This window comes from Streptomyces sp. H27-H1 (genome assembly GCF_026627445.1).
Classification (GTDB): Bacteria; Actinomycetota; Actinomycetes; order Streptomycetales; family Streptomycetaceae; genus Streptomyces.
The window spans coordinates 1-22726 of record NZ_JAPNLJ010000030.1 but is presented as its reverse complement, the minus strand read 5'-3'; the positions used below and the strand labels follow the sequence as shown (position 1 = coordinate 22726).

Genomic DNA, 22726 nt, shown 5'->3' with positions numbered 1-22726 from the left:
GATCACCGGCTGCTCACCAGCTCATCAGCGTCCACGCCCCGAAACGTCGTGTCGCGGGAGGAGGTCGCACCCGGGACCGGAGGCCGGACCGGGCCCCCGACCCGGACCAGGGTCCTGGTCCGCGCTCCACCTCCGGGCCCGCGGAGCGGGCTCCGCCCGATGGGAGGATGGGTCAATGCCGATACGCACAACAGACGCCGGGCCGGCCGCGCGCCCGCCCGCCCGGGCCGCGAACCGGGCCCGGACGTGGGCCCTGGAGCGGGCCCGGAGCTCCGACTGGGGCCGGGCCCTGAACTGGACCCGCAACGACGCGCTCGTGGCCATCGGGGCCGCGGTGGTGGACCTGATCGGCTATTCGCTCGGCGCCGCGGAGTACGGCCGGCCCCTCACGGTGTCCGCCCTCGTCCTGGTGGTCCTGACCGCACCCTGCCTGCTGGCCCGGCGGACCAGCCCGGTGGCCGTGCTCTGCGTCGTCCTCGCCCTCGGCGCGGTACTCAACCTGACCACCGCGCAGGGCCCGCACTTCTCCGCGGGGGCGAGCGTCGCGCTCTACTCCGTGGCCCGTGTGCGCGGCCCGGCGGTCACGGCGGCCGCCGCCCTGGCCGCCGTGCCGCTGACGGTGATCGGCAGGGACTACGCCGGGACGATCGGTGTCATGGGCGTGGTGGGCAACGCGGTCGCCGCCCTGATCGTCGTCGCCGCCGCCCTGCTGACGCGGCGCTGGCAGCAGGAGACCGAGGCCAAGCGGACCCTGCTCGCCGAACGGGCGGTGGCCGAGGAGCGCCGCCGCATCGCCCGGGAGCTGCACGACATCGTGGCCCACCACATCACCACCATGCAGCTGATGGCCGGCGGGGCACGGGCCAACCTCTCGCACGATCCGGAGACGGCCCGCGAGGCCCTGGTCACCCTGGAGGGCTCCGGACGGCTCGCCCTGCGCGAGATGCGACAGCTGCTCGACGTGCTGCGGGCCGGGGAGGAACCGGAGAACACCCCGCCGGCCCCGCAGCCGGGAACCGCGGACCTGGAGCGGATCATCGCCGACTCCCGGATCGGCGGCCTGGAGACGGCCTTCGCCGTGGACGGCCCGGTCCGCCCGCTCCCGCCGGCCCTGGACCTGACGGTGTTCCGGATCGTGCAGGAGTCCCTGACCAACACCCGCAAGCACGCCGGCCCGGCCCGGGCCCACGTACGGCTGACGTATCGTCCGGACGAGCTGACGGTGGAGGTGCGCGACGACGGGTCGGGGGACCGGCAGGCGCCTTCGCGGTCGGCGGCGCGCTCCGGGTACGGTCTGATCGGAATGCGCGAACGGGTCGCCCTGCAGGGCGGCACCCTGGAAGCGGCCGCCCTCGCCGGCGGCGGATTCCGGGTGGCCGCGCGCCTCCCGGCGCCGCCGTGCCCGGGTCCGGGCGCGGGCGCGTCCGGGGGAGAGGGAGAGGAACACCGCCGATGATCCGTGTGCTCATCGCAGACGACCAGCCGCTCGTCCGGCGAGGTCTGGCCCTGATCCTGGCCCCCGACCCGGAGTTCGAGGTCGTCGGCGAGGCCGGGGACGGCGCCGGGGCGGTGGCCCTGGCGGAGCGGCTGCGCCCCGACGTGGTCGTCATGGACATCCGGATGCCGGTCCTCGACGGGGTCGAGGCCACCGCGGAACTGTCCCGGCTCCTGCCGGAGTGCCGGGTCCTGGCCCTGAGCACCTTCGACATGGACGAGTACGTGGTCGCCGCCCTGCGGGCCGGTGCCTACGGATTCCTGCCGAAGGACATCTCCCCGGAGGAGCTGACCGCGGCGATCCGCACCGTCCACACCGGCGAGGCCGCCGTCGCGCCGCGCCTGCTGACCAGGCTGATCTCCACGTACGTACGTGCCTCCGCGCGGCCCGCCCCGCGCGCGAGCGGGGTCCCGGCCGAACTCACTCCGCGGGAGCGCGAGATCTGGCAGCTGCTGGCCACCGGCCTCGACAACACCGAGATCGCCGCGGAACTGGACATCAGCGTCTCCACGGTCAAGAACCACATCACCGGCATCTTCGGCAAGCTGGGCGTTCGGGACCGGGCCCAGGCGGTCATCGCCGCATACGAATCGGGTGTGGTGGCGGTCGCCGACGGGCCGCGCTGAGCGTCAAGTCCCCTGCGGGGGACGGCGGAAGCCCGGTCGTACACTCCTGACCTGCCGGAATGCCGCCCGAACACTGGAGGATTCGCCCGTGCGGAAAGGGGCAGGTCCATGGCACAGTGCGAGCAGTCCAACCGCACGACCAGGGAGTCTCCATGCGCGATCCGCACTCCACGACGCTCGCGGCCGCCCCCGAGTGCCGGCCGGAGCCCAGCCCGCTGCCCTGTTGTCCGGTGTGCGGCAGCGCCCCGGAACGCATCTCCTGGCGTCAGCGCCCGGGGGAGCCGGTGCTCCTGGTCTTCGACCCCTGCGGCCATCGGCACATGTCCCCGGCGGCGCCGGTCGTGGCGGTCACGGGCCCGGGACGGGACCGCGCGTGATCGCGCCGGTCCAGCGCGGTCATCCGGTCATCCGGTCATGCGTCAGTGGCGGACGCGGGCTGCAGGTGGGCCGGGTCCGAGGGGCGCTGGCGGTCGATCAGGGCCGAGGCCAGCAGTGCCGTCACCGCCGCGATGGCCAGCAGCGGCATGAGAGTGGGCGCCTCCTTGCCCAGCAGGGCGGCGGCCAGCACGACACCGGTCACCGGTAGACGGGTACCGGCCACTCCGGCAGCGCAGATGCCGGCCGCGAGCGCGGGTCCCATGCCGAATCCGGGAAGGCTGCCGCAGGCGACGCCGATCGCGGCCCCGATCATGATGGACGGGAAGATGGGGCCGCCCCGGAGGCTGCCCAGGGCGATGCTCCAGCCGATCAGTTTGAAGACCGCGAGGGCCACCAGCGCGCCCACCGCCCAGGACGAGGGCTCGGCGGCGAGCATGCCGACGGTGTTCTGGCCGGACAGGGCCACCTCGTCGGGGGAGCGTCCGGTGACCAGGGCGTAGCCGGTGACACACACGGCGACGGCCAGCGCGCACAGGACGATCCGCTTCGCGGAGGTGCCCGTCCAGCTGTGGACCCGCAGGCCCGCGGACTTGCCCAGGGCGACGACGACGCCGATCAGGGCGGCCATGGGCACGCCCCAGAGGAAGTCGCCGGCGTCGGGCAGGCCGGCGGCGGGTTCCTGGGGGAGGGCCAGCGCGCCGATCTCGAGCCCGGTCCAGTGTCCGAAGCCGGTGAAGACCAGGGCCCCGACCCCGCTGGCGATCAGGGCGGGCAGGATCAGTACGAACAGGCGGGGTCCCCCGGCCACGAGGGCGGCACCTTCCAGCACCATCACCACGGGGATCAGCGGGCTGCCGAAGATCGTGCTGATGGCGGCGGTGGATCCGGCCATGCCGAGCACCGTGACCAGCTCGGGCTGGGTGGCGCGCTTGGCGGCGCGGACGCTGAGCAGGGCCAGGCCGCTGCCCATCGCCATCAGGGGTGCCTCGGGTCCGAGCATCACGCCGAGCGGCAGGCAGGCGAGCGCGGCCAGGACCACGCTCGGGGTCTCGCGCGGCATGGTCGGCGGCCCGCCGAAGCCGTGGGCGGGGACGTGCCCGCCGGCGCCGGGCATCCGCGTGATGATCGGCGCGGCCAGCAGCCCGGCGAGGGCGAGCGTGGGCAGCCCCCACCACCACGGGGGGCGGGCGTAGCCGAGCAGGTCGGGGGCGGTGCGCCACACCCAGTGCTGGAGTTCGTGCTCGAGGCTGACGAAGCCGAAGGCGAACAGCGAGACCGGGATGCCGATGAGCGCCGAGAGGGCCAGCAGCCGCAGGGTCCCGGGGGCGGTGAGGAGCTGACGGAGCGATGCGGGCTGTTGCGCCTGTTCCATGGGTGCCGGGCCCTCCAGGAAAGTCCGTAGTTCGTTTCAGGGTCGGGGCGGGGGGCCGGTCACGCTGGGCGGGTGGGCCACACGGGTGAGGGACCCGCGAAGGTATGAATGCTCAAAGATGCTCGTTGACAAGCCATTGCGAGCATCTTCCTTCAAATGAGGCCTCTGGGGCGCTATGTTGCCCGGTGCATGCCAAATGGTGTGTCCGTAGTCCGGACCGCACGAGGAGCCGCCCCATGAGACTCATCAGCATCCGCAGAAGCCCACGGCGGCGGCGCACGCCGATGGCCGCGGTGCTCGCCGCGGCCCTCGCCGTGGCCGGTCTGGCCACCGCCGGCCCCCTCTCCTCCCCGGCCTCGGCGGCCCTCGCGGCGCCGGCCCCCGCCACGGCCGGCAACGTCACCGGCCTCACCCAGTCCGGCAGCACCTTCACCGTCGCCACCGCGAGCGGGGCCAAGGCCCGGGTGGTCGTCGCCCGCGCCGACATCTTCCGGCTCTGGCTCTCGCCCGACGGCGCCTTCACCAACGACCCGGCCGGCACCGACCTCGCCCCCACCACCGAGTTCGGTCCCGTGAGCGCCCTCTGGGCCGACGCGGGCACCTACTACAAGATCACCACCGGTTCGCTGTCCATCCGGGTCAACAAGGCTCCGCTGCGGTTCTCCGTCTACCGGGCCGACAACTCCACCCTCGTCTGGCAGGAGACTCAGCCCACCTCCTGGACCGGCGGCCAGACCACCCAGTACCTCGCGCGCGGCGCGGACGAGCAGTTCTACGGAACGGGCCTGCGCCTGGGCGAATGGGCGCTGCGCGGCAAGACCGTCCCGATCGCCGTCGACAACAAGTGGCGCGAGAACGACAATGCCAGCCCCGCGCCCTTCTACGTGTCGACCAACAACTACGGCGTGATGCGCAACACCTGGGCCCCGGGCTCGTACGGCTTCAACGCGCCCACCACCCTCACCCACAACGAGACGCGCTTCGACGCCTGGTACTTCACCGGCGACTCCCTCAAAACCGTCCTCGACGCCTACACCGACGTCAGCGGCAAGCCCTTCATGGCTCCGACGTGGGGCTTCGAGCTCGGCAACGCCGACTGCTTCAACGCCTCCAACCCGGCCTACCAGGGCGATCACAACCGGCTCCGCCACCAGACCACCCCGGACGTCGTCGGCTACGCCACGGACGCCCGCGCCGCCGACATGCCCTCGGGCTGGTTCCTGCCCAACGACGGCTACGGCTGCGGCTACACCGCGCCCCTGAAGTCCACGGTCGACGCGCTGAAGGCCAAGGGCTTCCAGACCGGACTGTGGACCTCCACGGGCCTCGGCAACATCGACGACGAGGTCGGGGTGGCCGGTTCCCGGGGCGTGAAGACCGACGTCGCCTGGATCGGCGGCGGGTACAAGACCGCCTTCTCCGGCGTCCAGCAGGCCGTGGACGGCATAGAGAAGAACTCCGACGCCCGCCGTTACGTCTGGACCGTCGACGGCTGGGCCGGCACCCAGCGCAACGCCGTCGTCTGGACCGGTGACACCAGCGGCACCTGGGACGCCATGCGCTGGCACGTCCCCGCCATCACCGGCGCGGGCCTCTCCGGCCTGAACTACGCCTCCGGGGACGTGGACGGCATCTTCGCCGGCAGCCCCAAGACGTACGCCCGCGACCTGCAGTGGAAAGCCTTCACCCCGGCCTTCATGACCATGTCCGGCTGGGGCGCGACCGGCCCCTCCGCCGGCTACCAGGACAAGCAGCCCTGGCGGTTCGCGGAGCCGTACCTCTCGATCAACCGCAAGTACCTCCAGCTGAAGATGCGGCTGATGCCGTACCTGTACACGATGAGCCGGACCGCGCACGAGACCGGCGTCCCGAGCACCCGCGCGATGGTCCTGGAGTACCCCAATGACCCGGTGGCACGCGGCAATCTGACCAGCGGCCAGTTCATGGCGGGCGACTCCTTCCTCGTCGCGCCGGTCGTCTCCGACACCTCCGTACGGGACGGCATCTACCTCCCGGCCGGCACGTGGACGGACTACTGGACCGGCAAGACCTATGCCGGGCCGGGCTGGCTGAACGGCTATCAGGCGCCGCTCGACACCCTGCCCCTCTTCGTCAAGGGCGGCGCCGTCGTCCCGATGTGGCCGCAGATGAACTACACGGGGGAGAAGCCCGTCTCCACCCTCACCTACGACATCCACCCGCGCGGCAACAGCTCCTTCAGCCTCTACGAGGACGACGGAACCACCCGCGCCTACCAGTCGGGAGCCTTCGCCCGCCAGCAGGTGGGCGTCACCGCCCCCGCCTCCGGCTCCGGCACGGTCACCGTGTCCGTCTCCGCCCCGGCCGGCAGCTACACCGGCAAATCCGCCTCGCGCGGATACGAGTTCAGCCTGCACGTGGCCACCGCCCCCGGCGCGCTCACGGTCGACGGAGCGGCGCTCACCCGGCTGACCAGCAAGGCCGCCTACGACGCGGCGGCCACGGGCTGGTACTTCGACGGCGCCGACCGCGGCGGCATCCTGTGGACCAAGACGGGTACGAAGGCGGGCGCGTTCAGCGTCTCGGCCACCGGCACCTCCGTACCGGCGGCCGAGCCCATCCCGATCACCTCCAGCCCCGTCCCGCAGTCGGCCTGGACCCTGGTCTCCGCCGACAGCCAGGAGACCGGCAGCGAGAACGGCGCCGCCCCGCGCGCCTTCGACGGCAACACGGGGACGATCTGGCACACCGCCTGGTCCGACGGCGTCCCCGCGCCGCTCCCGCACGAGATCCAGATCGACCTCGGCGCCCGCTACACGGCCGACGGCCTCGGCTACCTGCCCCGCCAGGACGGCGGGGTCAACGGCCGGATCGGCGGCTACGAGGTGTACGTCTCGGACACCACCACCGACTGGGGTTCCCCGGTGGCGACCGGCACCTTCGCCGATACGGCGACCTTGAAATCGGTCTCCCTGTCCGCGAAGGCAGGCCGCTACCTCCGCCTGAAGGCACTGACCGAGGCGGGCGGCCGGGGCCCCTGGAGCAGCGCGGCCGAGATCACCCTCACCGGCCGGCCGACCCCGCTGCCGGCCTCCGCGACCCTGGTCAACGCGGCCTCGGCCAGCTGTGTGGACCTCCCCGGGAGCGCTACGACCCCCGGCACCCGGCCCACCCTCTACAGCTGCCACGGCGGCCCCAACCAGCGCTGGACCCTGCAGGGCGACGGCCGGCTGACCGGACTCGGCGGAGTCTGCCTGGACGCGGCCACCGCCTCGGCCGTCGCCGTCCAGACCTGCAACGGAAGCTCCGGCCAGACCTGGCAGACCGGCCCCGACGGCAGCCTGCGCAACTCCGGCCAATGCCTGACCCCGGCCGGCTCCGCCACCGCCAACGGCACCGGGCTCACCCGAGTCGCGTGCGCCACGACCCCGGCCCAACGCTGGACGTTCACTCCCTGACACCCCCGTACCGCCCGACACCCCCGTACCGCCCGACACCCCCCACCGAGCCCGGCCCGGCATCCCGCCGGGCCGGGCTCGCCCTTGCCCAACCCGCCCGACCGGCGGATAGGTTGGAGTCCGAGCCCTCGGACACCCAGCCCGTCAGCCCGTCAGACCGTCAGCCCGTCAACGCGTCAGCCCCCAGCCCGTCAGACCGTTCAGGAAGGTGCTCATGCCCGCCGGAAAGATGCACGTCGACGAACCGGACATCGACACGTCCCTGGTGATCCGGCTGATCGCCGGAGAATTTCCGCGGTGGGCAGGGCTTCCCGTGGAAAGGGTCGATTCGGCCGGTACGTCCAACGCCATGTACCGGCTGGGCGAGGACATGGTCGTACGTCTCCCGCGTACGCAGGGATCGGCCGCCGACGTCCGGGCTGAGCAGATCTGGCTGCGGCGGCTGGCCCCGGGGCTCCCGGTGGCCGTTCCCGTCCCGGTGGGGGCGGGGCGGCCCGCCGAGGGCTATCCCTGGCCCTGGTCCGTCTACGGCTGGCTCCCCGGTGCGAATCCGGTGACCGGAGAGATCGCCGCACCGGACCTGCTGGCCAAGGACTTGGCGGAGTTCATCACCGCGCTGCACGGTGCCGACACGGTGGACGCGCCGCTCTCCTACCGCAGCGGGACCCTGGCGGCGCGGGACGCCGAAACCCGCGCCGTGATCGCGGAACTGGGTGCGAGCGGCGATGTCGACGCCGAGACGGCGACCGCCCTGTGGGAGGAGGCCCTGCGTGCCGCGCCGTGGTCCGGCCCGCAGGTCTGGATCCACGCGGACCTGCAGCCCGGGAACGTGCTGCTGGCCGACGACCGGCTCGCTGCCGTCATCGACTTCGGCTGCGCCGGCCTCGGCGACCCCGCCGTCGACCTGATCGCGGCCTGGTACCTGCTCCCGGCCACGGCCCGGCCCGTCTTCCGGGCGGCCCTGGGTGCGGACGACGCGACCTGGACGCGGGGCCGGGGCTGGGCCCTGTCGATCGCCCTTCCCGAGCTGGGTCACTACCGCGAGACCAACCCGGTCATGGCCACGATCGCCCGCCACGTACTGCGCGAACTCCTCGCCACCGCAGCGGCGGTGGGCTGAACCCGGCCGGCCAGGGGATGGATCTTTGCCGGTGCCGGTTGCGAAAATGGGGCCATGACAACCTTACTTCTGGCCGACATCGACCGTGCCGTCCGCAGCAGTTGGAGCGAGCAGACGTGCACCCCCGCGTACCGCGACCGGTGGACCCGGGAGAATCCGGCGCGCGACCAGTGCGGTGTGACGGCCCTCGTCCTCCACGACCTGCTCGGCGGTGAGCTGATCCGCGGTGAGGTCCTCGTCGACGGCGAGCGCGTGGACTACCACTGGTGGAACCGCCTGGGCATGGGCGTGGAAATCGACCTCACCCGAGAGCAGTTCGGGCCCGAGGAGAAGATCGGCGAGGGGGTCGTCGTCCCCCGTCCACAGGAGAGCGACATGCGCCGCCTCCGCACGGAGTACGAGATCCTCCGCGAACGGGTGATGGCCAAACTCGCCACGCGCTAGTCGCAGCGGGTCGGCACCCGTTCCCTCCCTCGCGATGGAGGGAACGGGTTGCCGCCCTGGGCCGTGAACTGATCATCGACCGACCGGAATCCCAAGTCAATCCTACGAATTTCTGGTAACCCCCAAGGGATACCTTGGGGTTGTGACCCTGGATGACCTCCGCGTATTCGTCGCGGTCTGCCGGGCCGGCAGCCTCAGCGCCGTCGCCCGCGACCTCGGCCGCACCCAGCCCGCCGTCAGCCAGCACATCCGCCGCCTGGAGAAGGAGACCGGCGCCGTGCTCCTTGAGCGCCACCCGCGCGGAGTCTCGCCCACCGGGGCCGGCCTCATCCTCCAGGCGGCCGCCGCCGACGGCATCGCCGGGCTCGACGGAGCCCTCCGCCGCCTCGACACCCTCGTACGGGGCGACGGAGGAACGGTCCGCATCACCACCGGGGCCACCACCGTGCGGCACTTCATGGCCGAGGCCGTCGTAGCCTTCCGGCGCAGCCACCCCCGGGTCAGCCTGGAGTTCCAGACCGAGAACTCCAGCCGCAGCTGCTTCGAAGCCCTCGCCGCCGACGACCTCGACCTCGCGTGGATCACCATCGGCGCCCCCGTACGAGGCATCGAGCAACGCCCCGTCATGAGGCTGCCCTGGGTCCTCGCGGTCGGCGCCGACGACCCCCTCGCCACCCGCTCCCGCCTGGAGCCGGCCGACCTCGGCGCCATCCGCCACATCCGGCTCCCCGAGAACTCCACCTCCCGCGCCCACCTCGACGCCGCCCTCGCCGAAGCCGGTATCCGGATCAGCTCCGACACCAGCGTCGCCGACTGGGACACCGCCCTCCTCCTCGCCGAACTGGGCCTCGGCCACGCCGTCGTACCCGCACTGCCCGGCTGGCGGGTCCCCGGATCAGACGGACCGCTGCGCCTGGTGCCGGTCCCCGCCCTGCCGCCGCTCGCCGTCGGCTGGGCCGTCCGCCGCTGGTCCGCCCTCGCCCCGCTCGCCCGCGCCTTCGCCGACGAGGTGGCCCGCACCTGCGTGGCCCGCGCGAGCGGGCCCGCAGGGGCGTGACGCCGGCAGTCGCGACGCCGGCAGCAGTCCTACGGCGGCCAGCGCGGCCAGCGCCGCGACCGAGGCCCCGGTCCCCGCGGCCACCGCGATGCCGAGGGCGGGACCGATGTTCATCGCCGTCTGCTTGAGCCCGCCCACCACCCCCGCGTGCCCGGCCGGGGCGTCCCCGACCACCGTCCCGGTGGCCGTCACCATCACGGCGGCGAAGCCCGCGCCCAGCACCGTGAAACCCCAGCCCGGACCCAGTCCGATGATCCCGAGCACCACCAGCCCGGTACCCGCCAGCGCCGTCCCGCGGGCGCCGAACCGGCGCAGCGCGGCCCCCGCCACCGGTGCGCCGATGACCATGGCGGCCGTCATCGGCAGCACGCGAAGCCCGGTCGCGAGGGGATCGAGCCCCGCCGCGTCCTGGAGCGCGAAGCTGGCCCCGAAGAGGGCCCCGAACAGGGCGGCGGAGACCAGGGCCAGCAGCAGGACGGACGCCGTCACCGGAACGGAGCGGGCCACCGGCCGCGGCACCAACGGCTGGGCGGAGCGCCGCTCCGACCGGACGAGCAGCGCCGCCAGCGCGGCCGCCGCGCCGAATCCGGCCAGCGTACGAGGCCCCGCCCAGCCGTGCTGCGGTATGCCGGCCAGCGCGTGCACGAGCACCGCGAGGGCCGTCGCGAGGAGCGCCGCCCCGCCCGGCCGGATCCGGCCGGACCCCGTGGACGGGGGCACGGGGACCCGTACGAACAGCGCCGCGGCGGCGATCGCGAGGGCGGCGGGGACGTTGACCACGAACACCGCACGCCAGCCGAAGTGTTCGACCAGCACACCTCCCAGGAGCGGCCCGGACGCCGCGGCCACCCCGATCGCCGCGGTCCGGGCCGCGACCGGTCCGCCGATCCGCTCGGGCGGGTACGCGAGCCGCAGCAGGGCCAGCGTCGCCGGCTGGAGCAGTGCCCCGAACACTCCCTGGACCGCGCGCAGGGTGATCACCCAGCCGGCTCCGGGAGCGAGCGCGATGCCCGCCGAGGCAGCCGCGAAGCCGAGTACCCCCGTGAAGAGCAGTCGGGTGTGCCCGTACCGGTCGCCCAGCCGTCCGGCGAGGACCAGGAACGCGGCCACGCTCAGCAGGTACGCGCCGCTCGTCCACTGCACCTCGGCCAGACTCGCGCCGAGGTCCCGCCGCAGGCTGGGCTGCGCCATGAGCAGCACCGTCCCGTCGAGGGCGACGAGCATCGCTGCGGCCGCGCTGACGAAGAGCGCGAGACGGGGCCTCACGGGCGGTTCGGAAGGTGGGCGTCGAGGGCTGCGTCGACGATCCGTTCGACGGAGGCCTCCGGGTCGCCGTCGAGGGCGAGCGGCAGACTGCCCCAGGCCCACAGCTGAGCCATGCCGTGCAGATTGGCCCAGAGCGCGGCGGCGGTGATCCGGGGCGCTCCCGCCGGGTCGCACCGGGCGACCAGCGAGACGAGCAGTTCGAACAGCGGCAGCGTGAACTCCCGGAGCCGGGACCCCGGGGGCAGTTCCTGCCCGCTGCCGTCGAGCAGGTCATGGCGGAACATCAGCTCGAACATCCCGCGGTGCTCCAGCGCGTACCCGACGTACGCGTGCCCCAGCGCCCGCACCTGCCCGCGCGGGCCGTCGGCCGCGGGGCCGACCGGGAAGCGGGCACCAAGATCCTCGAACCCGCGCCGGGCGATGGCGGACAGCAGCGCCTGATGGGTGGGGAAGTACCGCCGGGGCGCCCCGTGCGAGACCCCGGCGCGGCGGGCGATCTCCCGCAGCCCGAGCGCGGAGCTGCCCTCGGTCGTCACGAGCTCCACGCCGACGTCGATCAGCCGCTCGCGCAGCCCGCTGTCCTGTTGCATAGACACTGTCTACCAGGAGGCCGTAGACAGTGTCTATCCCTCCCCTTCGGGGATGATGGGAAAGCGTGGCCGGGCGAGGCGCCCGGCCCGGCCGAGGGAGAGGTGACCTGCCATGGCGGAGCGCGAGGCCCGAGAGGCCGGGCCGAAGGCGGACGGACTGGAAGAGGGCCGCCTGATGAAGGAGCTCGAAGCCATCCACCGCACCCGTCACGAGACCCTGCTGCACGGCTCGCAGGACGCGCTGCTCACACACACCCGGCGGATGGAAGAGCTGGAGCGCGAATACGTACGCCGCCACCCGGACCGAGCCCAGACCCCCGGCCGCACCCGCTCGGGGGCACGCGCCCGAGGGGGGACGGAGGAGCAGGGCTAGTGCTGTGGCCGGAAAGGTTTGCCGGGTCGCGGTGTCCGGTGCGGCGCATCGCAAGGCGGAGGACCGCGACCCGTACTGGACGTACCGGCGTGGTCCGACAACGCAGGGGGCACCTCCCAGCGGTAGCTGGGGGAGAGGTGCCGTGCCGGGCGCCGCGACGCGGTGAACCTTTCCGGTCACAGCACTAGATGGTCGATCCAAGGAGTCGGTGAGCGAGCGGAGGGTCTCTTGCCCCCTGGACCGGAGCCAGTGGTTTCGGGGAGAGACTCCAGGCTTCCGATGTGGTGTATGGCTGCCCGCGATCGGGCTCGGCGTGGCCCGGAAGAGGCCGTCACCACTTCCGGTGCACGGTTGCCTTGCTGCCGGTCACCAAACTGGCCGGTGGAACGTCATCGGCCACGACCGCGCCGGCGGCAACCACGGCGTCACGGCCAATGGTGACGCCGGGCAGGATCGTGGCACCGGCACCGATCCACACGTTCTCCGCCACGTCGATGGGTGCGCCGGTGAGGTACAGCCGCCGCTCCCCGGGATCAACCGGGTGGCCGCTGGTGATGAACGTGACCTTCGGTCCGATCATCACGCGCTCGCCGAGCCGGATGCCCGCATAGTCCAGGAACGTGCAGTTCTGGTTGATGAAGACGCGCTCGGCGAGGTCGAGGTTCAGGCCATGGTCCGTGTAGAAGGGCGGGTAGATCGTGACTCTCGGTGGCAGTGGCTTGCCAAGGATCTGTTCGAACAGTTCCGCCTTGCCCGCTTCGTCTTCGAAGGGCAGGAGGTTCAGGCGGGAGGTGAGCTCGGTGACCCGCAGGACCCTCTCGGCCATGGCCTGGAACTCGGCGCTGTGGATGCGCATGAGACGGTCGCTGGACATGCCGCGATCCTTTCTGTGAACCGGTGACTGGACAGGGCCAACTCAACCTCTAACAGCACCGAGGCCGGACACCCGGCGGCGCGGGGGCCGTGCCGAAAAAAAGGGTTTCGGCGGCCCCCACCCAAGGGCGAGTATGCGGGGGACTACTCACCCTGCCCGGAGGGCCCCGTGGGAATCCAGAGACGCGGCATGCTCATGTTCATGCCCGGTCGCACGGGCGTCTCCTTCGTCCCCACCATCAACCGCCGCCGCATCTCCACCGCACCGGAGTTCACCGACCTGGCCTGGTACCTGCACGCGCTCGTTCCCGCACTCGTCACCGCCGGGCCCAGGGGGTACGAGGCGATAGAGGTCCGCTACTGACCGCGTCGGGCGTCCGGGTGTCATCGGGTGGTGCAGGGTCCGCCGCCACCCGGAGGGCTTTCCGGGGGCGGCGGGCTCGCTACTGGCCCACCCTGCCGTCCACGCACTCGCGCAGCAGGTCGGCGTGGCCGCAGTGGCGGGCGTACTCCTCGATGCGGTGGACCAGGAGTTCCCTGATCGAGATGTCGTCCTTGCCCACGCGCTCGCCCAGGTCCGGGTGCGCGGCCAGCGCGGCGTCGGTCTCGGCTTGTTCGCGCTCCAGGTCGCGGTACGCGGCGTCGACGACGGCCTGTTCGGCGACGGCTCCGTGGAAGTCCGCGTCGCGCGCGCCGTACAGCTTCGGCAGCGGGTCGGCGTCGCCGATCCAGCCGCGCCAGTCCCGTTCCACCTCGGCGAGGTGCCGGACCAGGCCGAGCAGGGACATCGTGGACGGCGGGACGGACCGGCGGGCCAGCTGTTCCGGGTCCAGGCCCTCGCACTTCATCCGCAGGGTCAGGCGGTAGCTCGCCAGGTAGTCCTGCAGCGTCGCCGGCTCGCCCTCGGGTCCGGCTCCTTCGCTTTCGCGGGGATCATCGGCCGGATCGGTCCACATGTCGGCGTAGACGGTGGCCTTGGTCCATCGCTCGGTTTCGTCGCTCATGCGGCCCATGGTCGTCCGTGACCGGCCGGGCCCGCCACCGAGTTCCGGCGGCTTTGCGGGCCGGGGGCCGGGCGGCTACTTCTCGGCGTGCTGGCCCAGCATGAACAGCAGCCAGACGAAGCCGGGGAAGAGGTGCGTGCCGGCGATGTAGAAGAACGCGCGCAGCAGCACGCCGTTCTCCTTCCACTTCTCGTACTTCGCCGCCGCGGCGGCGGAGCGCGCCCGCTCGGAGTCCTCGTTCTCGTGCTCGTCCGTCGTCACGCGAACAGCGTACGGGCGTACCTGCGGACGGGCGCACGCTGTCCGGCGTGGATCAGATTTGCTTCATGTGAGACAAATTTGTATCGTTTGATACGAAGGAGGATCGCGTGATGAACGATGAAGAGCTGCTGGACGGTGCCGCACGCGTACTCGCCGGCGACCACAGCGCCTCGATGGCGCACATCGCCGCGGGCATCGGCACCAGCCGCGCCACGCTCAGCCGCCGCTACGCCACCCGCGAGGCGCTCCTCAAAGCCGTCGCCGTCCGGGCCATCGACGTGGTCGACGGATGCCTCGCCCCCGCCGACCTGCCCGGGACCGCCGGCGCAGCCGAGTTCGACGCCGCGCTGGAGCGGCTCGTCACCGGGCTGCTGCCCGCCGCGCACCTGTACGGGTTCACCTCCCGCGACGCCACGGTGCTCGCCGACCCCGAGTTCCGGGCCGGGATCCAGCGCCAGGACCAGCGGGCCCTCGCCTTCCTGGCCCTCGGCCAGCGCCTCGGCCGACTCCGCGTCGACCTGCCCGCGTACTGGATCTGGTACTCGCTGTGGGGGCTGCTCGACGCCGCCGCCGAGGGCGTCCGCGACGGCCACCTCGCCCGCCGCGACATCGGCCGGCTCGTCCTCGCCTCCTTCCTCAGCGGAACCCGGCCCGCACCGGCGGCCTGACCCCGCACCCTCCCGCGTACGACCGCGACCGTGATACGACCGTGAACGGAACCCCCATGCACACCCCCACGCAGGACCCGCGCCGATGGATCGTGCTCGCGATCCTCTCCGGCAGCCTCCTGCTCATCTCGATGGACACCACGATCCTCAACGTGGCCTTCCCCTCGCTCGTCGGCGACCTCCAGCCGGGCGCCGTACAGCAGCTGTGGATCATCGACATCTACGCCCTCGCCCTCTCCGGACTGCTGGTGACCGCCGGCGCCCTCGGCGACCGCTGGGGCCGCAAGCGGCTGCTCATGGCGGGCTTCGGGATCTTCGCCCTCGCCTCGGTCGTCGCCGTCCTGTCCACCGAGGCCTGGCACGTCATCGCGGCCCGCGCCCTCCTCGGGGTCGGCGGCGCCGCGATCATGCCCTCCACCCTGTCGATCCTGCGCGGCGTCTTCACCGACGCCAAGGAACGCGCCTTCGCCCTCGCCGTCTGGGCCGCCGTGTTCGGCGGCGGCATGGCCTTCGGCCCCGTCGTCGGCGGCCTGCTCGTCCAGGACTACGGCTGGCACTCCGCCTTCCTCCTCAACCTCCCCGTCACCGCGCTCATCGTCGCGGCCGGCCTGCGCTACCTCCCCGAATCCCGCTCCCCGCGCTCCACCGGCAAGTGGGACTGGTGGGGCGTCGGCCAGTCGATCGTCGGCATGCTCGCCCTCGCGGGCGGCATCAAGCAGCTCGGCAAGAGCGGAGTCGCCGACCCGCTGCCCTGGGCGCTGCTCGTCCTCGCCGGCGTCGCGTTGACCCTGTTCGTCCGCCGTCAGCTGCGCGTGGACAACCCGCTGCTCCAGGTCCGGCTCTTCACCAAGCCCGCCTTCAGCGTCGCCGCCACCGCGATCTTCCTGCCCATGGTGGGCATGGGCGCGATCCTCTTCCTGGTCACCCAGTGGTTCCAGTACGGCCAGGGATACACGCCGCTGGAGGCGGGCCTGCGGCTGCTGCCCGCCCCGCTCGCGCTGATCTGCGCCTCGATGGTCGCCCCGACCCTCATGCAGCGCTTCGCGATCCGGCACGTGCTCGGCGGCGGCCTGGTGGTCCTCGCCGCGGGCATGGCCCTGCCCTGGACCCTCCAGCAGTTCACCGGCCTCGGCTACCCCGCCTTCGCCGTGGCCCTGACGATCATGGGTCTGGGCGCGGGCATCGCCACCACCGTCGCCTCGGTGACCCTCATCTCCACGGCCCCGGCGGACCAGGTCTCCAGCGCCGCCGCCATCGAGGAGACCTGCTACGAACTGGGCTCGGCCATGGGCGTCGCCATCCTCGGCTCCACCGCCGCCGCGCTCTACCGGGGCAACCTCCCGGCCCTGGACCTGGACTCCGGCACGCTGGCCGCCGTACGGGACTCCGTGGGCGAGGCCGCCCACACCGCCGAGCAGCTCGGCGGCGGCGTCGGCCGGACCCTGCTCGAGGCCGCCTCGCAGGCCTACACCCTCGCGATCACCCCGGCGTTCCTGATGGCCGGCGCCCTCGCGTTGGTCGCCGCGGCGACCACCTGGACGCTGATCCCGCGCGACCTCCGGCCGACCGAGAACCACTGACGGCGCGGCCTGCGGGTACCGCCCCGGGCGGTACCCGCAGGCCGGGCGGTAGCCCGACGCCGGCCGCTACGAGGCCGCGTACGCCCACACCGCGCGCATCGGCTCCGGGTAGGGCGACGGGCCTGCCAGCTCCCGCTGGGTCAACAGGATGGTGACGGCCCCCGTCGAGGGGACGATGTGGGCTGCGGTGCCGGTGCCGCCGATCCAGCCGTAGCGGCCCGGCACGTTCCACGGGTCGGCCGCCGTGACGTCGACCGAACCGCCGAACCCCCAGCCCTGGCCCTGCAGGAACAGTTCGGCGCCGGCCCGCTGGGCCGGGGTCAGCTGGTCGGTGGTCATCCGCCGCACCGAACCATCCGTGAGCAGCGGGCCGTCCTCGTCGAGCAGCATCCGGGCGAAGCGGTGGTAGTCGTCCGCCGTGGAGACCAGCCCGCCCGCGCCGGAAGGGAAGGCGGGCATGGCGCTCCACTGCCCGTCGGGGGCGTCCACGAGGTCCAGGCCCCCGTCCGCGCCGGCCCGGTAGGAGTGCGTGAACCGGCCCGACTGCCCCGCCGGCACGGTGAAACCGGTGTCGGCCATGCCCAGTGGCTCGAAGATCCGCTCCGCCAGGAACTCAGGCAGCGAGCACCCCGCCACCCGGGCGATCAGCACTCCCAAGACGTCCGAGCAGGTGTTGTACAGCCAGGCCCCGCCCGGCTGGTGCAGCATGGGAATCCGGCCCAGGGTCGCCATCCACTCGTCGGGGCCGGCGACGTCCTGCGGCCGCGGCGGCCCCTGTCGCAGCTCGCCGAGGAGCGGTGCGAGCGCCGGGAGCGAGAAGTCCGAGGAGAATCCCCACCCCGCGCGGAAGGTCATGAGGTCCTCGACCGTCACCGGTCGCGTCGCGGGGACCACGTCGTCGAGCGGGCTCGCGGGAGTCCGTACGACCATCGGTTCGGCGATCTCCGGCAGCCAGGGCGCGACCGTGTCGGTGAGTGCCAACCGGCCGTCCTCCACCAGCATCATGACGGCCGCGGCAGTGACCGGTTTGGTGAGAGAGGCGATCCGGAAGATCGAGTCACGGACCATCGGGGCCTCACCCCGGACGTCGGCGCCGCCCACGGCGGCCACCTCGGGCTCACGGCCGTCGCCCCGGTCCACCAGGGCCACCGCCCCCGGGAGGGTGCCGTCGTCCACGTACGGCTGAAGGATGTCGGTCAAACCGGTCACGAGCCCGCCCTTTCGAGAGGTTCTGCTACGGAGTCCCACAGCCCGCAGTGGTGCCGGGCCGCCGCGTCCACAGGGCGGATGCCGCCCGCGGTTCCCGGCGCCAGGGACAGTACGGCGGGGGAGCGCGGCCACCAGGGCGCCGCCCTGGGACCGTTCGGGTCGCCGGTCGCCGCGAACCGGGTCCAGTAGCCGGTCATCCGCTCCGCGAGGACCCGCTGCGCGGCGCTCAACGGGAGTCCGGTGTCGAAGAGGTACGGCAGTTCGAAGCCGTGCGAGGCCCCGTACGGGAAACCCGGCACGGGCGGCAGCCCGGTGAAGTCCGGCGCCTGCCGGTCGTCGAACCCGTAGTCGTACGTCGGCACGTGCCGCGCCAGCGAACGGCTGTCCCGCAGCTGCGGGCAGACGAAGGAGGCGTCCGACAGCACGGCGGCGAAGGCCAGCGCGGGCGTCGGATGGGCCGACACCGGATAGGCGGCCTCGACGAGGCCGGCCCGCGCCCCGAACGCGGCGCGCAGCCGGGACCGGTAGGCCTGCGGGTCGGGAACCGGGTAGGCGGCCAGGGTCTGCCCGAGGAAGATCCGCATCTCGTCGCGGGCCGAGCCCTGCACCACCGGGACCCGGTGGAACTCCCCGCGTTCCAGGGCCCGTCGGGGCTCGGTGGGCAGCAACGGGGTGCCGTAGGAAACCGGGGAGAAGAGCATCATGAGCTCGGGCGTCGCCAGCGCGCCGGGCGGCAGGCCGCGCAGGCACCGCAGGACCTCCGCGTCCGACGCGCCCTGCGGGGACCGGCCGCAGCCGAGCCGGGCCGCCGCGGCGGTTCCCTCGGCCACGGTGCGGCGCTCCGCCGCGAACGGCTCGTAGGCGCCCATCGTGGGGAGCCACGAGTGCGGGGGGACGCTGAGCGAGCAGGAGCCGCTCTGCACGATCGCCCGGTGGAACAGCCCGGCCGAGGCGGGAGACGTCAGGTGCAGGCACACGCTCAGACCGCCGGCGGACTCGCCGAACACGGTGACGTTGCCGGGATCGCCGCCGAAGCGGGCGGCGTTCGCCCGCACCCAGCGCAGGGCCGCCTGCTGGTCGGCGAGCGCGAAATCGGGGGCACCGCCGAGCGCGGGATGCCCGAACAGCCCGAAGACGCCGAGCCGGTAGTTGACCGTGACGACCACGACCCCGCCCGCCGACGCCAGCCGGCCCGGCCGGTACAGATCCCCGGCGCCGTTCATGAACCCGCCACCGTGGAACCAGACCATGACCGGCCGGGGCGGCCCGGCGGCGGGCGGAGTGCCGGTGGCTGCCGCCGCCCTCGGGGCCGTGACGTTGAGGAACAGGCAGTCCTCCGAGCCGCTCGGAGCGCCCGGCCCCACCGCGGGCAGCTGCACGCAACGGGCCCCGGGCGCGCCGGCGTCCCGTACGCCCGTCCAGCGCGCGGCGGGCTCCGGAAGCGTCCAGCGCAGCGGCCCGGTCGGCGGGGCGGCGTAGGGGATCCCCTCGAAGGTGCGGTACCCGGCGGCCTCCCGGCCGCGCACCGCACCCCGATCGGTCTCCACCACGGGCCGCTCGCCGGGGCCCGCGTCGGGTCCGGCTCCGTGCCGGGCGGCCCGGGCCCCGGCGGGGGAGCCGGCGGGGGAGCCGGCCCCCGCTCCGGGGGCGGCGGCTGCGGCCCCGGCGAGCGGGCCTGCGGTGGCCGCCGGCCTGGCGGCGAGGAGGAGCAGGGCCAGCAGCAGCGCTCTCCGGGAGGCCATCAGCGGCCCCTCGTCAGCACGCCCCGGGCGAAGGCCGCCTGCCCCGCGTGCTGGAGGTCGTCGCCGATCACGCTGACCAGCCGTACCCCGAGGGTCACCGGCGGGTCCCACTGTTCGTCGACCACCCGGTCCAGGTCGGCGGCGGACAGCCCCCGAAGGAACCGGCCCGTCTGCGCGTGGACGGCGTCGTGGTATCCCAGCAGGAGCTCGCCCGAGCCGACCCGGACGGCGCCGGCCTCGCGGGCGGTGTGCCCGTACCCGGTCGACCCGGGAGGCAGCTCGAGCCCGAACCGTTCGTCCCACCCCTGCGCGTGCCAGACCTGTTGCCGGCCGGCGGCGTCCGCCACGTGATCGTCCTGGATCCGGGTCAGGTGCCAGACGAGCCAGGCGATCGAGTTCGCGCCGGGGTCGATCCGCGCGTTCAGCTGTTCGGGCTCCAGGCCCTCGACGGCCTCGTGCACCACGCCCTGGATCCGGCCGAACGCGTCGGCCAGTACCTCCGTACCCTTCATGCCCCCACCATGCCCACGGCAGGTGCCGACCGGGCCCGCGGCGCTGCGGGGGACCCCCGTTTGCCCGCCCCGAATGGCGCAGCGGATCCGGGTGCCGCTGAATGTAACAAAGCGTGCGCTTCCCATGACGCACGATGACCGGCGTGCGATGTGTAGACCCGCGCGTCGGCGAACGGAGCTTTCCATGAATGACCCGATCACGCTCGCCGCGACGGATTACGAAGAACCGCGCGGGCTCCCCGACACCACGGACGTCCGGCACCCGGTCCCCGATGCGGACGCCCTCGCCTCCGGCCCCGAGCCGGAGTCCGGGACCGCTCCGGCGGCCCAGGCCGGACCCCAGGCCCCCCGTCCCGAGGCCGGTTCTCAGACCCGTCCCGAGGCCCGTCCAGAGGTCGAGTACCAGGCGGGTTCCCAGGCCCGTCCAGAAGTCGAGTACCAGGCCGGTCCCGAGGCCCGTCCAGAGGCCGAGTACCAGGCCGGTCCCGAGGCCCGTCCAGAGGCCGAGTACGAGGCCGGACCCCGGACCCGCCCCGGGGCCGGGTACCGAGCCGGTCCGCCGGCCGGTCCCCAAGCCGGACCCGAGGCAGTGGCCGCACCCGGCCAGGACCCGGCCCACCGGCCCGCCGCGGCCCCCGCGCGCACACTCCTGGAGACCGCCGCCACCGGTCGCTCCGTCCGGGAAGTCGCCGATCTGGTGAGCCTCCTCAAGGACTCCGGACAAGTCCCCAACCCTGGGCACACGGCGCTGCGCGCGGCCGCCGTGGCCCGGCCGGTCCACGAAGTGCGCGAGATGGTGACGCTGCTGGGCGAGCCCCCGCACGAGGTGGTCGAAACCGACATCACGCTGCGGGCCGCCGCCCTCGGCCGGCCCATCGAGGACGTGGCCCTGCTCGTCAGCATCCTCGGCTCCGGCGAACAGCCCGCGCACGGCCACCCCGAGCCGGCGGAACGGGTACGGACGGCCGCACACCCGCCCGCGCCACAGGCTCCGGCCCCGGCGCAGGCCCCGGCCCGAGGCACGGCACGGTCGTGGAGCGGCTCGCTGCGCCACATACTGCGCTGGCCGGTGGCGCTCGCACTGCTCCTCTGCGGTGGGCTGCACGTGCCCGGCGATCTGGCGGGTCTGACCTCCGGCGCCCCCGGGGGCCTGGTCGCCCTGGCCGTCACCCTGCTCTGCCTGACCGCCGGCGCGCTGCTGGCGCTACGGGACACGGCCGGCGCGTGGCGGGCCGCCGCGGTGGTCGCGCTGGGCGTGGCCGTGCTCCACGTGGTCGGCGGCGCCGCCGGGTTCGACCCGCTCGGCGGCGCGGTCGGCGGCTCCGTGGACTGGGCGGGCACCACGGTGGTGCTGAGCGCGGCGGCCGGCGCCGTACTCGCCGGCCTGGCCCTGCAGTTCCGTCCGGCGGCCGAGCCGGCGGACGGCGCCTGACCCGGGCGGAGAGGGGGCCCGGGTCGCCGACCCGGGCCCCCTCTCCGCCGCTTTCCCCTTTCCCCGCGCCGGAGTTCCACGGAGGGAGCACGCAATGGACCCGGTGGCCGCGCTGGACCGGATCGCCTTCCTCCTGGAACGCGCCCAGGAACCGACCTACCGCGTCAAGGCCTTCCGTACGGCCGCGGCCGCCGTCGGCCGGATGGGCGAGGGCGAGCTGGCCGAACGGGTCGGAGCGGGAACCCTCGAAGCGGTCAAGGGCATCGGCCCGAAAACCGCCCAGGTGATCCGCGAAGCCCTCGGCGGAGCGATCCCCGCGTACTTGCGGGGCCTGGAGGACAAGGTCGCGGCCCACCCCGAAGGCCCGCCGCCCAGCCCTGAGGCCCTGGCCCTGCGCGCCGCCCTGCGCGGCGACTGCCACATGCACTCCGACTGGTCGGACGGCGGCAGCCCCATCGAGGCGATGGGCCGGGCCGCGGCCGCACTCGGGCACGACTGGGCGGTGCTCACCGACCACTCGCCGCGCCTGACCGTCGCCCGGGGACTCTCCCCGGAGCGGCTGCGCGAACAACTGCGGACGGTCGCCGAACTCAACGCGACCTGGGCCCCGTTCCGGCTGCTCACCGGCATCGAGTGCGACATCCTCCCCGACGGCTCGCTGGACCAGGAACCGGAACTCCTCGCCGAGGTGGACCTGGTGGTCGGCTCCGTCCACTCCAAGCTCCGGATGGACGCCCCCGCCATGACCCGGCGGATGGTCGCCGCGGTACGCAACCCGCACCTCGACGTCCTCGGCCACTGCACCGGGCGGCTGGTGACGGGCCGCACCCGGCCGGAGTCGGAGTTCGACGCCGAGGCCGTCTTCGCGGCCTGTGCCGAGTCGGGCGCCGCCGTCGAGATCAACAGCCGGCCCGAGCGGCTCGACCCGCCGCGCCGTCTGCTGCGGCTCGCCGTGGCGGCGGGCACCCTCTTCGCGATCGACACCGACGCCCACGCCCCGGGCCAGCTCGACTGGCAGATCCCGGGCTGCGAACGCGCCCTGGAATGCGGGGTGACGGCCGACCGCATCGTCAACACCTGGTCCGAGGCCGACCTCCTCGACTGGACCCGGACCCGCCGGCCGCCGCGGACCCGGCAGACGCAGAAGCCTCGGCAGACCCCTAGGTCCTGTCTGGAGTCCGGATCGCGAGTTCGGTAGATCGCCTGCGCGTGGAGGCCCGGTCTTGATAGGCCATCAGTCATGGCGCGAGGCGATCTCACCGACGAGCAGTGGACTCTGATCGAGCC

21 protein-coding genes and 1 pseudogene are annotated in these 22726 nt (G+C 73.5%); 13 read left to right on the top strand and 9 right to left on the bottom strand.

All coding sequences use genetic code 11. The annotated features are described in order from the left end of the window. Positions 1-175: 175 nt before the first annotated feature. The 3 genes from OTB20_RS27640 to OTB20_RS27630 all read left to right on the top strand — a co-directional run bounded on the left by OTB20_RS27640 (position 176) and on the right by OTB20_RS27630 (position 2498). A complete protein-coding gene (locus tag OTB20_RS27640; RefSeq protein WP_267821527.1) occupies positions 176-1456 on the top strand; it encodes a sensor histidine kinase in 1281 nt (426 codons plus the stop codon). After that, the gene (locus tag OTB20_RS27635; protein ID WP_267821525.1) at positions 1453-2121 is read left to right on the top strand and encodes a response regulator; all 669 of its coding nucleotides are present in this window, start codon (positions 1453-1455) and stop codon (positions 2119-2121) included. Before OTB20_RS27640 ends, OTB20_RS27635 begins: the two co-directional genes overlap by 4 nt. A 152-nt stretch (positions 2122-2273) precedes the next feature. Beyond that, positions 2274-2498 (top strand): hypothetical protein, encoded by a 225-nt coding sequence (locus tag OTB20_RS27630; protein WP_267821523.1) that lies wholly within the window; start codon positions 2274-2276, stop codon positions 2496-2498. Between the two features lie 35 nt (positions 2499-2533). Here OTB20_RS27630 and OTB20_RS27625 read toward each other — a convergent pair whose 3' ends face one another. Continuing rightward, entirely contained in the window at positions 2534-3871 is a 1338-nt protein-coding gene (locus OTB20_RS27625; protein WP_267821521.1) for a chloride channel protein, read from the bottom strand. Between the two features lie 236 nt (positions 3872-4107). Between OTB20_RS27625 and OTB20_RS27620 the strand changes: the two genes are divergently transcribed. From OTB20_RS27620 to OTB20_RS27605, 4 genes are all read left to right on the top strand, one after another. Further along, entirely contained in the window at positions 4108-7308 is a 3201-nt protein-coding gene (locus OTB20_RS27620; protein ID WP_267821520.1) for a TIM-barrel domain-containing protein, read from the top strand. A gap of 214 nt (positions 7309-7522) precedes the next feature. Further along, positions 7523-8428: an aminoglycoside phosphotransferase family protein gene (locus OTB20_RS27615; protein WP_267821519.1), complete on the top strand. Its 906-nt coding sequence runs from the start codon at positions 7523-7525 to the stop codon at positions 8426-8428. A gap of 54 nt (positions 8429-8482) precedes the next feature. Further along, positions 8483-8872 carry a YunG family protein gene (locus OTB20_RS27610; protein WP_267821518.1) on the top strand — a complete coding sequence of 130 codons (390 nt, stop codon included), beginning with the start codon at positions 8483-8485 and terminating at the stop codon, positions 8870-8872. A 142-nt stretch (positions 8873-9014) separates the two neighbouring features. Beyond that, positions 9015-9929: a LysR family transcriptional regulator gene (locus tag OTB20_RS27605; protein ID WP_324290421.1), complete on the top strand. Its 915-nt coding sequence runs from the start codon at positions 9015-9017 to the stop codon at positions 9927-9929. On the opposite strand, the pseudogene OTB20_RS27600 reads toward OTB20_RS27605, so the two are convergent. Both OTB20_RS27600 and OTB20_RS27595 read right to left on the bottom strand, forming a co-directional pair. Next, a pseudogene (locus tag OTB20_RS27600) lies at positions 9900-11153 on the bottom strand (MFS transporter); the annotation flags it as partial. The gene OTB20_RS27605 and the pseudogene OTB20_RS27600 sit on opposite strands and share 30 nt — an antisense overlap. A 38-nt stretch (positions 11154-11191) precedes the next feature. After that, positions 11192-11785, bottom strand: a complete 594-nt coding sequence (locus OTB20_RS27595) for a TetR/AcrR family transcriptional regulator (RefSeq protein WP_267821516.1) — start codon at positions 11783-11785, stop codon at positions 11192-11194. Between the two features lie 112 nt (positions 11786-11897). Here OTB20_RS27595 and OTB20_RS27590 point away from each other — a divergent pair, with 112 nt between their 5' ends. After that, positions 11898-12158, top strand: a complete 261-nt coding sequence (locus tag OTB20_RS27590) for a DUF6158 family protein (RefSeq protein WP_267821514.1) — start codon at positions 11898-11900, stop codon at positions 12156-12158. 331 nt (positions 12159-12489) lie between these two features. On the opposite strand, the gene OTB20_RS27585 is transcribed toward OTB20_RS27590, so the two are convergent. Further along, positions 12490-13032: a DapH/DapD/GlmU-related protein gene (locus OTB20_RS27585; protein WP_267821512.1), complete on the bottom strand. Its 543-nt coding sequence runs from the start codon at positions 13030-13032 to the stop codon at positions 12490-12492. A 201-nt stretch (positions 13033-13233) separates the two neighbouring features. Here OTB20_RS27585 and OTB20_RS27580 point away from each other — a divergent pair, with 201 nt between their 5' ends. Then, positions 13234-13395 (top strand): hypothetical protein, encoded by a 162-nt coding sequence (locus OTB20_RS27580; protein WP_267821510.1) that lies wholly within the window; start codon positions 13234-13236, stop codon positions 13393-13395. A gap of 79 nt (positions 13396-13474) precedes the next feature. On the opposite strand, the gene OTB20_RS27575 is transcribed toward OTB20_RS27580, so the two are convergent. Both OTB20_RS27575 and OTB20_RS27570 read right to left on the bottom strand, forming a co-directional pair. Continuing rightward, positions 13475-14035 carry a DinB family protein gene (locus OTB20_RS27575; RefSeq protein WP_420716498.1) on the bottom strand — a complete coding sequence of 187 codons (561 nt, stop codon included), beginning with the start codon at positions 14033-14035 and terminating at the stop codon, positions 13475-13477. A 75-nt stretch (positions 14036-14110) separates the two neighbouring features. Next, positions 14111-14296: a DUF6126 family protein gene (locus OTB20_RS27570; RefSeq protein WP_267821506.1), complete on the bottom strand. Its 186-nt coding sequence runs from the start codon at positions 14294-14296 to the stop codon at positions 14111-14113. A 110-nt stretch (positions 14297-14406) separates the two neighbouring features. Here OTB20_RS27570 and OTB20_RS27565 point away from each other — a divergent pair, with 110 nt between their 5' ends. Beyond that, positions 14407-14964 (top strand): TetR/AcrR family transcriptional regulator, encoded by a 558-nt coding sequence (locus tag OTB20_RS27565; protein ID WP_267821503.1) that lies wholly within the window; start codon positions 14407-14409, stop codon positions 14962-14964. 56 nt (positions 14965-15020) lie between these two features. Then, entirely contained in the window at positions 15021-16544 is a 1524-nt protein-coding gene (locus OTB20_RS27560; RefSeq protein WP_267821500.1) for an MFS transporter, read from the top strand. 66 nt (positions 16545-16610) lie between these two features. On the opposite strand, the gene OTB20_RS27555 is transcribed toward OTB20_RS27560, so the two are convergent. From OTB20_RS27555 to OTB20_RS27545, 3 genes are read right to left on the bottom strand one after another with little or no spacing between them, the layout of a single operon-like run. Next, a complete protein-coding gene (locus tag OTB20_RS27555; protein ID WP_267821498.1) occupies positions 16611-17753 on the bottom strand; it encodes a serine hydrolase domain-containing protein in 1143 nt (380 codons plus the stop codon). Continuing rightward, positions 17750-19495, bottom strand: coding sequence for a carboxylesterase/lipase family protein (locus OTB20_RS27550; protein ID WP_267821496.1), 1746 nt, complete (start codon positions 19493-19495; stop codon positions 17750-17752). Before OTB20_RS27550 ends, OTB20_RS27555 begins: the two co-directional genes overlap by 4 nt. Further along, positions 19495-20007, bottom strand: a complete 513-nt coding sequence (locus OTB20_RS27545; protein WP_267821494.1) for a mycothiol transferase — start codon at positions 20005-20007, stop codon at positions 19495-19497. The genes OTB20_RS27550 and OTB20_RS27545 overlap by 1 nt, the downstream gene beginning before the upstream one ends. A gap of 184 nt (positions 20008-20191) precedes the next feature. Between OTB20_RS27545 and OTB20_RS27540 the strand changes: the two genes are divergently transcribed. Together OTB20_RS27540 and OTB20_RS27535 are read left to right on the top strand one after the other, a co-directional pair. Further along, positions 20192-21439: a hypothetical protein gene (locus tag OTB20_RS27540; protein WP_267821493.1), complete on the top strand. Its 1248-nt coding sequence runs from the start codon at positions 20192-20194 to the stop codon at positions 21437-21439. 94 nt (positions 21440-21533) lie between these two features. Further along, positions 21534-22637 (top strand): PHP domain-containing protein, encoded by a 1104-nt coding sequence (locus tag OTB20_RS27535; protein WP_267821491.1) that lies wholly within the window; start codon positions 21534-21536, stop codon positions 22635-22637. Positions 22638-22726: the final 89 nt, after the last annotated feature.